The sequence below is a fragment of the Fusibacter ferrireducens genome, assembly GCF_015352425.1.
Lineage (GTDB): Bacteria > Bacillota > Clostridia > Peptostreptococcales > Acidaminobacteraceae > Fusibacter_A > Fusibacter_A ferrireducens.
In genome coordinates this window covers 43,567-57,503 of sequence record NZ_JADKNH010000017.1, presented here as the reverse complement: position 1 = coordinate 57,503, position 13,937 = coordinate 43,567, and the positions used below count along the sequence as shown (strand labels likewise).

13 protein-coding genes are annotated in these 13,937 nt (G+C 36.4%); 3 read left to right on the top strand and 10 right to left on the bottom strand.

Translation table 11 applies throughout. The features are described from left to right. Positions 1 to 3: 3 nt before the first annotated feature. Together ISU02_RS20900 and ISU02_RS20895 are read right to left on the bottom strand one after the other, a co-directional pair. Positions 4 to 591 (bottom strand): Crp/Fnr family transcriptional regulator, encoded by a 588-nt coding sequence (locus tag ISU02_RS20900; protein WP_194703796.1) that lies wholly within the window; start codon positions 589 to 591, stop codon positions 4 to 6. 81 nt (positions 592 to 672) lie between these two features. Further along, positions 673 to 1,530 (bottom strand): arginase family protein, encoded by an 858-nt coding sequence (locus ISU02_RS20895; RefSeq protein WP_194703795.1) that lies wholly within the window; start codon positions 1,528 to 1,530, stop codon positions 673 to 675. 107 nt (positions 1,531 to 1,637) lie between these two features. Between ISU02_RS20895 and ISU02_RS20890 the strand changes: the two genes are divergently transcribed. Next, a complete protein-coding gene (locus tag ISU02_RS20890) occupies positions 1,638 to 2,150 on the top strand; it encodes a CGNR zinc finger domain-containing protein (protein WP_194703794.1) in 513 nt (170 codons plus the stop codon). A 35-nt stretch (positions 2,151 to 2,185) separates the two neighbouring features. Here the strand turns inward: ISU02_RS20890 and ISU02_RS20885 are convergent, their stop codons facing one another. Further along, positions 2,186 to 3,730: a bifunctional GNAT family N-acetyltransferase/carbon-nitrogen hydrolase family protein gene (locus ISU02_RS20885; RefSeq protein ID WP_194703793.1), complete on the bottom strand. Its 1,545-nt coding sequence runs from the start codon at positions 3,728 to 3,730 to the stop codon at positions 2,186 to 2,188. A 238-nt stretch (positions 3,731 to 3,968) separates the two neighbouring features. Between ISU02_RS20885 and ISU02_RS20880 the strand changes: the two genes are divergently transcribed. Both ISU02_RS20880 and ISU02_RS20875 read left to right on the top strand, forming a co-directional pair. Beyond that, positions 3,969 to 4,874: a ketopantoate reductase family protein gene (locus tag ISU02_RS20880; protein ID WP_194703792.1), complete on the top strand. Its 906-nt coding sequence runs from the start codon at positions 3,969 to 3,971 to the stop codon at positions 4,872 to 4,874. Between the two features lie 233 nt (positions 4,875 to 5,107). Then, positions 5,108 to 6,091, top strand: a complete 984-nt coding sequence (locus tag ISU02_RS20875) for a helix-turn-helix domain-containing protein (protein WP_207736467.1) — start codon at positions 5,108 to 5,110, stop codon at positions 6,089 to 6,091. A gap of 72 nt (positions 6,092 to 6,163) precedes the next feature. Here ISU02_RS20875 and ISU02_RS20870 read toward each other — a convergent pair whose 3' ends face one another. The 7 genes from ISU02_RS20870 to ISU02_RS20840 form a co-directional block, all read right to left on the bottom strand. Then, positions 6,164 to 7,663 (bottom strand): hypothetical protein, encoded by a 1,500-nt coding sequence (locus ISU02_RS20870; protein ID WP_194703790.1) that lies wholly within the window; start codon positions 7,661 to 7,663, stop codon positions 6,164 to 6,166. Positions 7,664 to 8,470: 807 nt separating this feature from the next. Further along, complete coding sequence (locus ISU02_RS20865; protein ID WP_194703789.1) at positions 8,471 to 9,247, bottom strand: enoyl-CoA hydratase/isomerase family protein; 777 nt, start codon at positions 9,245 to 9,247, stop codon at positions 8,471 to 8,473. A gap of 174 nt (positions 9,248 to 9,421) precedes the next feature. Beyond that, positions 9,422 to 9,916: a rubrerythrin family protein gene (locus ISU02_RS20860; protein ID WP_194703788.1), complete on the bottom strand. Its 495-nt coding sequence runs from the start codon at positions 9,914 to 9,916 to the stop codon at positions 9,422 to 9,424. Between the two features lie 103 nt (positions 9,917 to 10,019). Beyond that, positions 10,020 to 10,940, bottom strand: a complete 921-nt coding sequence (locus ISU02_RS20855; RefSeq protein ID WP_194703787.1) for a DMT family transporter — start codon at positions 10,938 to 10,940, stop codon at positions 10,020 to 10,022. A 106-nt stretch (positions 10,941 to 11,046) separates the two neighbouring features. Next, positions 11,047 to 12,018, bottom strand: coding sequence for an ABC transporter ATP-binding protein (locus ISU02_RS20850; protein ID WP_194703786.1), 972 nt, complete (start codon positions 12,016 to 12,018; stop codon positions 11,047 to 11,049). Then, complete coding sequence (locus tag ISU02_RS20845) at positions 12,011 to 13,021, bottom strand: ABC transporter ATP-binding protein (protein ID WP_194703785.1); 1,011 nt, start codon at positions 13,019 to 13,021, stop codon at positions 12,011 to 12,013. The genes ISU02_RS20850 and ISU02_RS20845 overlap by 8 nt, the downstream gene beginning before the upstream one ends. A 10-nt stretch (positions 13,022 to 13,031) precedes the next feature. Next, a complete protein-coding gene (locus ISU02_RS20840; protein ID WP_194703784.1) occupies positions 13,032 to 13,931 on the bottom strand; it encodes an ABC transporter permease in 900 nt (299 codons plus the stop codon). Positions 13,932 to 13,937 lie beyond the last annotated feature (6 nt).

The following is a 13,937-nucleotide window of genomic DNA, read 5'->3' as shown; positions in this document are numbered from 1 at the left end:
GATTTACTTCATCCGTTTTTTAAACCGGCTAAAAGTCTCTGGTGTAACGCCAATGTAACTCGCTAGATGTATTTGAGGCACTCTTTGAAGTAATTCAGGGCGTTCTTCACACAAAAGCTGATACCGCTCTTGAGGTGTTTTTAGCTTAAGAGCGGTATAATGTTGTTGCAATTCACTAAATTGCTTTTCAAACATCTGTCTTTTCATATGACTAATCTCTGGAGATTCCGCCTTGGAATCTTCATCCACATCTGTACAATCTACGAATACACAGTTCTCTAAACAAACTAAGCTATACCTTGAACAGCCCTCATTATCTTGAAAACTAAACATATTAATGGGTTGTCCCTCCGTATAGAAATCCACTGTAATTGCCTTTCCTTCTTCATCTGTCACATATTGTCTGATCAATCCACTTATGACATAATAGCTGTGACTTGGGATATCACCTTGCTCTAACAGTACAGTGCCTTTGCAAACCTCTTGTATGGGCACCTCGTCCAGCATATTGGCAATGCGCTCATCACTTAGACCTGTATATGCCTTTAATGCATCTACTAAGACCCCTTTACTTTGATCCATTTTATCCATCGCTATGACATCCTTTCGCATTATCAGAGTATATCTTATAAAGCTTATATGAATAGTATACCAGATTCAGCTTTTTTCAAATCAGCGATTTTCTAATGCAGAACAGATCATATGGACAACGCGTTCAGCGTCCACAGCCCCTTGAGCTTCATTAGGTGAAAATTCAGTAATCACCATGCCAGCAATTCTCTCATCTTTGCAAACCGCCTTTAGCAACTGTGTAACCGTCTCAAGTGGTAACCCCTTTGGACTTGGCATATAAACACTGCTCAGATCTGCTTGATTAATCACATCTAAATCCAAATGAATAATTACTTTTGCATCTTTATCAAGCCCTCTATGATAAGCCTCAGCCACTTTTGCTGGCCCTTGATCTAAAACAAGTTCTTTATCCAATAAATGGATTCCCTCTATTGGAAAAGAGTCATCAATATTGCTCTTATCAAACCCCATAGAGGTTATCTTAGCGTTATTGAACTGGGCCGGTTTTTGAATCCATTTATTTTTATGAGTAAGAAACCACAGTGTGTAAGCAGTAGCGCCCATACAGACTTCTGGATCTGGTATTTTCATATCAATGTGATGATCTATGGAGAGTATTTCAGCACGCTCTCCATATTGATTATGAAAATTCATAAATACACCTGTAAATGTACTGCAACCTCCTCCAAGTATCAATGTCAACTCATCTTCAACAAACCATGTCTTTTGATCGATAATTTTTTGCCATAGTATCTTAGGTGCAGGCCAATTTCTGACAGGTGCAATATTGTGTCTGAAAGATACATTATCTACTTCTAAATCACCCAAATCTAAAACTTGATGATGTTTTTCAAGTTGCTCTCTTAAATTTGCATTTCTAAAAAATTTTGGTCCTAACTCTGTGCCCGTATTTAGCGCACCTACATTAGATGGTATTCCAGCAAGTCTTATTTTCATCTTAGCCTCCTCGAAACTAGTAAAATACAATTTAAAGTGTTACAATCAATTTAAGCTTATCACATCTCTTCGTAACTATCAATACCATATTTAGGAGGTTACAGCCGTTGAATAATAAAGCCATCGATCTCGCCAATTCAGTTTGGTTTAAAAATAATAATCAGGGAGAAATACTTTACGACCAAAGTTGGTTTACAGAGCATTTTTTAACCGAGGATTCGACACTGGAAATACCACTAAAGGCTAGCTTTATAGAGCAGTTACTCACACTTAGGACACTGCTTTTAGAAATCCTGTCCACAGGTGAAATTTCTGAACTACAACGTGAACAACTTGATGAATACCTCTCCAAAGCAATCTATCACCCTAAAATTTCATACAAGGATGGTATCATGTCTTCAAGTTGGTTTTGCGTATCCGATTATGAAAATCAACTGCTCAGCGAAATCGCTCAAGATCTTATCCGCCTTTTTTCTGAAAACAAAATAGAACATGTAAAAACATGTTCTAATGATGAATGTCAGTACTATTTTATAGACCACAGTAAAAACAAAAGCAAGAAATTCTGTTCAAGCAAATGTAATAACCTAATAAAAATGCGTCGATACAGAGCCAAGTGAAAATCTTTCGCGAAAGCCTCTTGAAAACATTTTCATTATGTCTTAAGCTTGCGCTCTTTGATTTCATAAAGGTCATGTCTTCTATTTTTTAATAGAGTCACGGTTCCAGATTTCCTTGAACGCTTCAATAATTCAAGATCAAGATCACCTACTATTACCATCTCCAGATTCGGAGTACATTCAGCCATGATACCATCTCTTGGGAACGAAAAGTCTGAAGGTGTAAAAATGGCTGATTGGGCATATTGAATATCCATGTTTTCAACATGCGTCAAATTGCCCACAGTCCCTGCGATCACCGTATAAACTTGATTTTCAACCGCTCTCGCCTGAGCGCAATACCGCACACGCATATACCCTTGTCGCTCATCTGTACAAAACGGTGTAAAGATAATATTGGCACCTTTTTCAGTGACGATACGCGCCAGTTCTGGGAATTCCACATCATAGCATATCAATATCGCAATTTTGCCGCAATCTGTCTCAAAAACATTGATTTGGTCCCCAGTTGAAATCCCCCACCACTGTTGTTCATTAGGCGTTATGTGTAATTTGTATTGCTTTTCTATGGTGCCATCTCGTCTAAAGAGGTAAGAAATATTATAGATCTTACCATCTTCTTCAACAAAATGTGACCCGCCGATGATGTTGACGTTATATCTCACTGCAAAATGTGTGAAAATTTCAATATATTGCTCCGTAAAAGTTGTCAATTTTCGAACCGATAAGCTGGGTGTATCTTGATCCATAAAGGATAACAACTGCGTGGTAAATATTTCTGGGAAGACCACAAAATCAGATTTATAATTAGACGCCACATCTACATAGTACTCACATTGATGTGCAAATTCTTCAAAGGAATTGATTTTTTTCATCATGTATTGAATAACACAAATCCGCACAGGATAAGCGGTTTTGAAATGATGTTTACTATTTGACTGGTATTCTATGTTATTCCATTCCATCAGTGTGGCGTATTGAAGCGAAGCACGATCATCCGGTAAGTATTTCTTAATAATCCTCTTTAAAACAAACCCACTGCTCAATTGAAAAGTCAATATGGGATCATAAAGATTAAGCGAAATGACTTCTTTAACATATTCTCTTGGCGTCATTTTATCGGCATATTGAGCGTAGCCAGGAATCCGCCCTCCGATAATAATGCTTTTTAAATTTAGTTTCTCTGCAAGTTCTTGACGCGCTTGATAAAGCCTTTTCCCAATTTTCATATTTCTATAATCTGGATGAACCATCACTTCAATACCATATAGATTATGGCCTTCAGGGTTATGATTTGTGATATAACCATTATCCGTTATTTCAGCCCATGAATGCTGATCATTATATTCATCAAAATTGATAATCAAACTTGAACTAGAGCCTATGATAGTATCCTCCAATTCCACACAAATTTGTCCTTCAGGGAAAATATTTAAATGACTTTCTAATTCTGGTATTGTCCATGGGTCCATATTAGGAAAACATAACTTTTGAAGATTGATAATAGCTTCAAAGTCTTTTCTTTGAATTGTTCGAACGGTTACAACTTTTTCGAATTTTGATAAATCTAAATCGGGCATATGACCTCCTTGAATGCTAAGTTTTATACATTATCCCTAATTTTAGATACCCAAATTCCTTATATCTAAACGGTTGGAGCGTTTCAATGGCCTACGCGTTCATCGGCAATTCGACATGTAAGATAACCTGAAAACAGTGAATTTTGATTTTTCATAGAAGGATTCTAATATAAATGTTAAAATAAATGGAAATAGACGAGGCGTATTATTCTCAAATAAAACTCATAAAGGAGGCCACATGAAAATAACCTTAGTTGGACTGGGAGCAATTGGCGCATCCTATGCAGCACTGCTCAATGCATGTCCTGAAGTTGAGCTCAGCATCGTACTTGATGAAGAGCGACTAAAACGCTATCAATCAAGCCCATTTAAAATAAACGATGAGGTTCAAAATTTTTCTTATTGCAATCAAAATGAGGCTGTCCCCCCTGCCGATCTCGTAATGATCGCTGTCAAATATAACGATTTAAGAGATGCCATTGATGCCGTTAAAAATCATGTTGGAGACCACACTGTAATCATGTCTCTGTTAAATGGGATTGACTCTGAAGAAATTATTGGCTCCGTGTTTGGCATGGAAAAAATGATCTACAGCATGTGTCTTGGCATTGATGCTCAGAGAACTGGATTTAATGTAAACTATGGTTCTGTGGGCAAAATTGTATTCGGTGAAAAAACGGGAGAAAAATCGGATCGAATCCAAGCAATTGCTGATATTTTTAAAAAAGCTTCACTGCCCTTCGAATGTCCAAAGGACATGTATAAAAAACTATGGTGGAAATTCATGATCAATGTCTGTGGCAATCAGCCTACTGCCATTCTCGGTGCAAATTATCACTTTATAAATACCCCTGATGGCCACGAACTCATGCGATTGATTATGGAAGAAGTCAGACAGATTGCCCTTAAAAAAGGTGTGGAAATTACCGATTCTGATTTCGATGCTTGGTTAGAAATTTTAAATACATTGGTTCCTGAATCAAAGACCTCCATGCTTCAAGATATTGATGCAGGAAGACTTACAGAAGTGGATATGTTTGCAGGTGTTATCAAACAGCTTGGCAAAACTTACAATGTACCAACGCCGTATAACAACCTCATGTATCATATGCTCAAAGTAAAAGAACAAATTTACTTGAAATAGGGCCATTTTAAGTGTATATGATGCCCATTGGCTTAAATAAAAAGAGATCACATACCATTAAAAGCGCTTGGCTTAATGGCATGTGATCTCTCTTTATTTTTTAATATTCTGCTTACAACTGGGTATAATACAGCTATGCAACTGTTGGTTGACAAATTTCCATGCCTAGTTGGTAGTGGTAAACCTCAATAATTGGTATACTTCTATCATCAAATAACGAAAGGATAAACACTATGACTCTCGAAGCAAAAATAATGAAATACAGAAAGGAAATGGGATGGTCTCAAGAAGAACTGGCAGATAAATTGAACATTTCTAGACAGTCCGTTTCAAAATGGGAGAGTGGCACAAGCACACCAGAGCTCAATAAAATTATATTATTAGCGGATATTTTTGGTGTATCTATAGATACCTTAGTAAAAGATGATGTAGAAAGCTATGTTACGATAGATCCAGAAAATAAACTTAAGCTTAAAAAAATGAGTATTGATGATGTCACAAGATATGAAGCATTGAGAAATAAAAAAACTCGAATCATAGCCAAAAACGTCATGATTTGTATTTACGCTTGTGTCCCTCTATTCTTTTTATTAGCTATGAAACAAGGTGGCAAGCTGGGCATCTCCACAGAGGTTTCTGTAAGTGTTGGTTTAGCAAGTATGTTCATAATGGTTTCATTTGCAATTAGTGGTTTTTTTAAAGCCGATATTAATCGCAAAGACTATGATTTATTTGAAAAACAAAATTTTACACTGGAATATGGTATAAAAGAAATTTATCAAGAAAAATCAAAACATTATCGTCCGATTCGTAGCCGTAGACTCTCCATAAGTATTTCTATGATCATCATAAGCGTTTTACTGCTTATAATATCTGGCATATATCACTTTTCATCTATGAATGTACTCCTGATGTTTGATGTCATGATATTGCTCATTGGTGCAAGTGTTGCCATCATCATAGATACCGTTTCCAAATACAATACCTATCAAAGCATACTTCAGGAAGGTGTCTATTCAATTTCCGCTAAACAAGAAATGCCTCTCTATCAAAAATACGGTGCAGTCTATTGGCCAATCATAGTGGCTATTTATCTCGCTTGGAGTTTCTGGACCATGGATTGGGGAACGACTTGGATTGTCTGGCCTGTATCCGCCGTATTGTTTGCAGCACTAATGGGCCTTGTAAACTTGTTAAAAAACAAGAGCGACATCTAAATTTCTAGTACTTCTTCTATAAAAAAGATGGCTAATGCGCCATCTTTTCTTGTTATATCATTTGATATATGTTTATTTAAGTCTTATTTTTAAGAGTTGATCCTTCGTGATCACAGAATACTTGGCATTGGGTGAACTTCCTTTAGAGTCAGTTAACAGTAAACCCGTCACAGTTAACGAAAAATCAGGCACTCTTGTGAAATTCGAATCAGATACAGTGTTAATTTTATCTAGCACGGTCTCCGCCTCAGAATTTAACAAGGTATTTAAGGTTAAAAGCACACCATTTTTTAGATCAAGATTTACAGACTTTTCATCATAATGAGATTCTCCATCCTCTGTTAAATAGTTATTGTATATTTGAATCGTCGCATAATCGCCAAACTGATATGATTTATACATATCGATTTGATAGTCAGAAGTTGCGCCCGACGATTCTACAAGTGCCTTTGTTGCAGATTGAATGAGCTCATTTACACGTTTCGTTATGGATGCGTCCACGCCCTCATAAGTTAATGTCACAATTTGAATATCGCCTTCACTGGCTACATTCTTTTCAAAGCGGTGTTCAATATACGGATTATTTAGTCTATAAGCGCCTACGATATCCATGAGGTGATTATCTGTATTGAGGGTTTCGGCCATCATTTCCTTGGCAATCTTTGCAAAACCACTTGTCTCATGACCTTCTATGGCAACTGTCATTTTTTTGTAGTAAGAATCCGATGCATTTACCAACCTGTAGAGATAAGTGCCCTCAGGGCCTATGAGCATTCTGCTTACATAGGTACTATAAAGCTCTGTCAGTTCATCTTTAGCAAATCCGTTTGGTGCTTTTAACAGCATTTCTTCCATTGCATAAATTCTGTTCACCAAAGCCTCAACATTTTCTTCACGGAATAGGTTCTTATCATCATGGAAATCGACCACCATTTGGAATGGCTCTGTAAAAGTGGCTTGATACCCTTTTATCTTCACCCAATCTGTTTCCAAAACAGGCGTCTCTTCATATCTAACCATTGTCAAATCACTGTCTGCTACAGATTGATAAAAAGAACGCACCTTTTCATTTTCAATTTTACTGATCTTATCGGGCGCCAACACACCACCCATTGTGATGTTTAAAGCATCCATATACGCCGGTTCATATAGAATACCCTCATGGCTTCTCTGAATGAGTGCGGTTTGCATCTGAAGCAATATTTCAATCATTTGATCTGCTTCTTCTGGTGAAGCTTCTTTGATGTTATTTCTCACATAGGCTGCCACCAAAACACTGTCAGCATCATTTAATATTAAATTCTCTAGATTTTGAATCCGTTCACTTTTAACCTGTGGCGCTTCTTGATCAATCTCCTCACCTTGAGTAGAGACATCTCCTTGAGTGGTGATGACCTCTTGAGTAGTAATGTCTTCTTGAGTGCTTGCCTCTTCTTGAGTGCTCGCGTCTCCTTGCGAGGTTGTGTTGACCTCTACCTCCTCTGTGATTTTTTGAGGCGTGTTTACAGCGCAACTGCTCATAACAAACATGAGTATTGCAATAGCCCCTATTTTGATTACATTATATTTCAAAACTTGCCTCCTTTAAGTCTAATATTACTTCACTTCAAATACTGCCCTTATTGTATTAGACTAAACAAAAGCATAAAAAGTTCCCTTTTAATGTTTTATAAAAACTGCTTCTATAAATTATATCGTTAAAAATAACCCACAAAAATCTAGACTATTGTGAGTTATTTCTATAATCGATATTACATTATTTTATGTTAACATATACACGCTTAATTATAAAATTGGTGGTGTTCCTTCTTCGTTTGCTACGGCTGCATCGATTTGAATCAGGGCATCGTTCGTTATAGCCGATACGCCCAACAGCTCCATACGAAATAGAAACTTTGGACCTCCAAGTTTTTATTTTTCAGTACACAAATCCCTTATATCCTGTTAAACTGATAAGGTCACAATAAAAAACGCATTACATTAAAAGGAGATTGATATATTTAGACTTTGGGGACAAATCGTAAAGCAAAATAACACCGTTAAAAGTTATGTTTTTGAGATAGATAACGAAGATTTAAGTTTTGAAAAAAAACTATCCAAAGGCATAGAAGATTTATGTAACCGCTTTGATATTGCAAACCCAATGTGGCTGCAAGATAACACATTGGAAATGAATCAAGTCAATAAGACAAGGTTTAAAGCACAACACTTTATTGAAGAAATAGATTTTGATTATTTTGAAATTGAACACCTTATAGAGTCAGTAAATATTGACGCATAGTTTAACCTTCCACGAGTCTCTCTAAATTCTTTAAAGGAGGCTATACTCATCATCCTGAGGAGAACATAATGGTTTTGATTTTATTAAAAAGAATTGGATTACCGATTCTTCCATACGGGCTCTCTTTTATTTAAAAAAGCATCTACGCCTTCGTGCGCATCTTCAGTTGTGCACAGTGTCGCAAAATGATTGTTGGTTAAATCCAATGCCTTTTTAAAATCAAGATCCTCCATTTTATAAAATGATTTTTTCCCAAGCTGAAGCGCTAAGGGACTTTTATTTGCCAATTTTCTCGCATAGTTTAGCGTTTCTTCTTCTAAATTTTCGGCAGGAACCACTTTATTGATGAGACCAATCCTCTGAGCTTCAAAGGCATCAATCAGTTCCCCCATCATGATTAATTCTAAGGTCTTTTTTCTACCCAAGCTTTTTAACAAAGGCACTGCTGGGCCCATACAAAATAGACCTACATTGATGGCTGTGGCTCCAAATTTAGCATTGTCTGCTGCAATAGCTAAGTCACATGCTGCAACAAGTCCAATACCATTTGCAACCGCTATTTTCTGCACAGAAGCAATAACCGGTTTGCCCATACTTGCAATCGTTGTATTCATTTTTTCCATTAAACCTACCCATTCTAAATACTCGATATTGCTTTTGCCTTCTAAATCATTTATATCTATCCCCGTACAGAAATTTTTTCCACTGGCATTGATAATAATGACATTTACACGCTCATCATTTTCAAATTCCAAAAGCGCATTATTCAATTCTATTGCAAGCGGCACATTGAATGTATTATTAAATTCAGGTCTATTTAGTGTAATCATGCCGATTTTTTCATTTTTACTGACAATAACACTTGTATAATTCATGCTATTACTCCCTTTCATAAAAAATCATCCCTTGCCAAGTTGACCGTTTAAATAAATGATGTTAAATAATTAAGTATTATAAAAAATGAACAAGGCATTTTACGAATGAACGCACCGTACCTTGTCACATTTTATATGGTCTCAACTTTTAAACACTAACGATTTATTGAAATTTTAATATTTGATAAATTTATCTCCAGAGGCCCCACAAATGCTACATTTATCAGGAAGCATTTTTTCTATATTACCGCATATAGGGCATAAATAATAAAACACTTCTTCTTCCTGATCAATATTTTCTAATGCTTCCTTATAGAGTCTCGCATGCACTTCTTCCGCTTTCATCGCAAAGGTAAAAGTCATAAGAGCAGCTTTATTTCCTACCGCTTCAGCTTCCTTTACAAATTCAGGATACATTTCCTTATACTCATGGGTTTCACCAGCGATGCCATCCTTAAGATTATCCACAGTTGAACCAATTTTTCCTGCAACTTCAAAATGTTTCAGAGCATGGATCGTTTCAGCATCTGATGCAGCCTTAAACAGTTTAGCTGCATTCATTTTTCCATCTTTTTCAGCTTTTTTAGCATATGCCAAATACTTTCTATTTGCCTGAGATTCTCCGGCAAAAGCCTCCATCAAGTTATCTAGTGTTTTGTTTTCACTCATTTTTTATCCTCCTCATTTGTATTCTTCATCGTTTTAACTTCTAATCATATACTAACCCTATAATAAACATACGTCAATAATCTCTAGAGCCCTTTAATAAACCCTATGCTTTACATCGCTTGAATTTTCGTTCAAAATAATCTGAATTTCTTATTATTCCGATTGAAACAATTATTAATATCACACCCGCAGCTTTTGTAAAAGACATGTACTCCCTTAGTAAAGCCACGGATAAGCAGATGGACACGATAAGTTCCATCATACTCAAAACACCAGCTTTTGACAAATCAATGCCCGTTGAAATGCCGCCGAAATATAGAACATAGGGAATTGAAGATGATATCGTTCCCAGGCCAAAAGCTAATAGTAAAAAATCAGGGTTTTTAAATTGATTTACCAAATCATTTATTTGTATCATTGGTAAAGTGAATATGAAGCCAAACATAAACGCATATAAAACAATGGTTTCTGGCCTATATTTCTTCAAAGCAAGTTTACTGAACACACTTACAAGTGAATATGAAAGTCCTGAGGCTATCCCCAATAAGACACCTGTAATGGATAATTTTTCAAAATCTACAATACCACCTGTTATTGCCAAATAGCTACTTATGACACATAAAATTACTCCTAATATTTTTATACGGCTCATCTTTTCATTAAAAAACAAAATAGACCAAATTAGTAAAAATACAGGAGCTAAATATAATAAGACTGTCGCAGATGCCACACCAATCAATCTTATCGAATTAAAAAAAACATAATTGAATACAGTTTGAGTGGTCAACCCCATAATTGCAGTAATCAAAAGACCTCTTTTATCAATTCTTAGTAATTTTTTATTCTTGAATCCCAAATAGATCATTAAAGATAGAAAACCAAAGAACATCCTGATAAAGGCTATATTTTCTACACCGACACCCAGAGTTATAATGCCTTTCACAATTATTCCAGTTGAACCCCAACAGATGCCTGCAAGCATTACTAATATATAACCTTTGTTAAATTCATCATTTCGATCCATTTGTCAACCTCACTCTTTTTATCTTATGAATTGAGATCTACTATGGGAGCAGAAAATTCAGCTCCCATAGTTTAAATTGATAAATCATACCTTATGCTTTTAAAATTCATTTTTTTGCATTTTTTTCAACGACATCCATCCAGCACGCCACTTGGTGACCTTCAGAGATTTCAATCAATTCAGGTTCCTCTGAATGACATCTCTCCGTTGCGTATTCACATCTATTCGCGAATCTACAAACTTTTTTAGGTTCGATTGGAGATGTAATCTCTCCCTTTAAAATGATCCGATTAGATTTATAGTGTATATCTGGAACAGGTATAGCTGATAATAGAGCAATCGTATATGGGTGACAAGGATTGTTAAACAACTCCTCTGAGGTAGCTTTTTCAACGATTTTTCCCAAATACATAACAGCGATTTCATCAGAAAAGTGATTTACTACAGATAAATCGTGTGTTATGAAGAGATAGGTCAGCCCAAGTTCCTTTTGGAGGTCTTTCATCAAATTGAGTATCTGCGCCTGAATCGAAACATCAAGCGCTGAAACAGGTTCATCACAGACGATAAACTTTGGATTTAATGAAAGCGCCCTAGCGACACCTATACGCTGTCTTCTACCGCCGTCCAGTTCATGAGGATACGTATTCACCAAACGTTCTGCTAAGCCAACGATTTCCATTATCTCAAGAACTTTTTCCATCATTTCAGCTTTTGTTTTATATAATTTGTGAATGATCATCGGTTCCATTATCGTTTGACTAATTGTCTTTCTAGGATTTAAAGAAGAAAAAGGGTCTTGAAAAATAATCTGCAAATCCTTTCTTTTCTCTTCCATTTGAGATTTGTTAAAACTCGCTAAATCTTCACCTTCAAAAAATATATTGCCATCTGTAGGCTCTAAAAGTCTTAAAATCGTACGACCTGTTGTCGATTTACCGCAACCAGATTCTCCAACGAGACCAAGTGTTCTCCCTTTACTAATTTCAAAGTCAATATTGTCTACAGCATGAAGCATTCCGTGAGGCGTTTTAAAATATTTTTTTAAACCTTTTACTTGAATCAATGGTTTATCCACGTTTTATTAGCCCTCCCTTTTCTATGTTATCATCATTATAAAGATGGCATTCAACAAAATGCTGGTCATTTCTGTATTGCTTCTCTGGATATGCTTTTGAGCATATATCCATTGCATAATCACATCTTGGATGGAAAGGACATCCTGTTGGAAGATCTGTCGGATCTGGCATCAAACCTTTAATGGGCTTTAGTTTTGCCTTCCTATCCTTTAGATTTGGAAGAGAGTTAAAAAGGCCCTCCGTATAAGGATGTCTTGTATTGTCGAAAATATCTACTAAATTGCCATGTTCAATGATTCTCCCTGCATAAATAACAGAGACTTTGTCGCATATTTCTGCAATAATGCCGAGGTCATGAGTAATCATAAGCATAGAAGTATCGTATTGATTTCTAAGATTTTTCATCAAGGTGAGTACTTGGGCTTGTATTGTAACATCAAGAGCAGTTGTCGGTTCATCTGCGATCAAAAGTTTTGGTCTACAGGCAAGTGCCATGGCAATTACAACACGTTGTTTCATCCCACCAGAAAATTGATGCGGATATTCCTTACCTCTCTTAGGTGGAAGTCCAACAAGTGTAAGCATCTCATGCGTCTTTTTAATGGCCTCTTTATAACCACCCGATTCATGGTATTCAATAACTTCTGCAATCTGATCTTCTATAGTCATTACTGGATTTAAGGATGTCATAGGGTCCTGAAAGATCATAGAGACATCATTGCCTCTGATCTTTTCCATTTCCTTATCTTTTAAGCCTCTAATATTTTTACCTTCAAGCTCAATGATGCCATCCACAATGACGCCAGGAGGCGATTGTATCAAGTCTAATACAGAGAGCGCTGTTGTCGTTTTACCTGCACCTGTTTCCCCAACAAGGCCATGCGTCTTACCCTTTTCAATTTCTAAATCCAAACCGTTTACAGCTTTAACCACGCCGTCTTCAGTTCTATATTCAACTTTTAAATCCTTTATATTCAATATCAGTTCTTTTTCGCTGTTCATATGTCCCCCTCTATTTTAGTCTCGGGTCTAAAGCATCTCTTAGGCCATCACCTAAAAGATTTAAAGACAAGATTGTCACCATTATAGCTAATCCAGGAAATAGAGTCATATAGCTATACTCTCTCATATAAGTTCTAGCACTTGAAAGCATAGCGCCCCATTCCGGTTGTGGTGCGGAAACGCCAAGACCTAGAAAACTGAGTCCAGCTATGGTCAAGATAATAGTGGCCACACTGAGAGTGGTTTGAACGATTACCGGTGCTAAACTGTTGGGAATAACGTGCTGAGTTATTATTCTGAAGTTATTGGCGCCAATTGCCCGAGCTGCTTCAACAAATTCCACATCTCTGACAGTCATGACAGAACTACGAACGATCCTAGCAAATCTAGGGATACTGGATATAGATAATGCAATCATAAGATTTATGGTACTGGTGCCTAAAGCGGCTACAATGGTTATCGCAAATAGAGTTCCTGGGATCGCCAAGAAAATATCCATGGCTCTCATGATGATATTGTCTACATATCCACCATAAAATCCAGAAACAGCACCCAGCATCCCACCTACAATAAGAGCAAGAACAACGGTTATAAATCCAATGGAAAGTGATGTTCTAGAGCCATATATGATCCTTGCCATGATATCTCTCCCAAGTTCATCTGTTCCAAAAGGATGTTCTATTGAAGGAAATTGTAGTCGTTCGCTTATATTTTGGCTAATGATGTCTTTATCGTAATCATATATAAAACCCGAAGCAATTGAAAGGATTATAATAAATCCAATGATCACCAATCCCAATACGGAAGTTTTATTTTTCTTAAGTCTATGCCATATTTCTTTCAGTTGATTCTGCTTCTTATATTTTTTCTTGATCTTTAAAGCATCAACAGGGTTCCTATTATCAGTCATCATGTC

Excerpts from the sequence above, each read along its gene's own strand:
- ISU02_RS20900 (WP_194703796.1), bottom strand. The coding sequence starts at position 591 with ATGGATAAAATGGATCAAAGTAAAGGGGTCTTAGTAGATGCATTAAAG.
- ISU02_RS20895 (WP_194703795.1), bottom strand. The coding sequence starts at position 1,530 with ATGAAAATAAGACTTGCTGGAATACCATCTAATGTAGGTGCGCTAAAT.
- ISU02_RS20885 (WP_194703793.1), bottom strand. The coding sequence starts at position 3,730 with ATGCCCGATTTAGATTTATCAAAATTCGAAAAAGTTGTAACCGTTCGA.
- ISU02_RS20880 (WP_194703792.1), top strand. The coding sequence starts at position 3,969 with ATGAAAATAACCTTAGTTGGACTGGGAGCAATTGGCGCATCCTATGCA.
- ISU02_RS20875 (WP_207736467.1), top strand. The coding sequence starts at position 5,108 with ATGACTCTCGAAGCAAAAATAATGAAATACAGAAAGGAAATGGGATGG.
- ISU02_RS20865 (WP_194703789.1), bottom strand. The coding sequence starts at position 9,247 with ATGAATTATACAAGTGTTATTGTCAGTAAAAATGAAAAAATCGGCATG.
- ISU02_RS20860 (WP_194703788.1), bottom strand. The coding sequence starts at position 9,916 with ATGAGTGAAAACAAAACACTAGATAACTTGATGGAGGCTTTTGCCGGA.
- ISU02_RS20855 (WP_194703787.1), bottom strand. The coding sequence starts at position 10,940 with ATGGATCGAAATGATGAATTTAACAAAGGTTATATATTAGTAATGCTT.
- ISU02_RS20845 (WP_194703785.1), bottom strand. The coding sequence starts at position 13,021 with ATGAACAGCGAAAAAGAACTGATATTGAATATAAAGGATTTAAAAGTT.
- ISU02_RS20840 (WP_194703784.1), bottom strand. The coding sequence starts at position 13,931 with ATGACTGATAATAGGAACCCTGTTGATGCTTTAAAGATCAAGAAAAAA.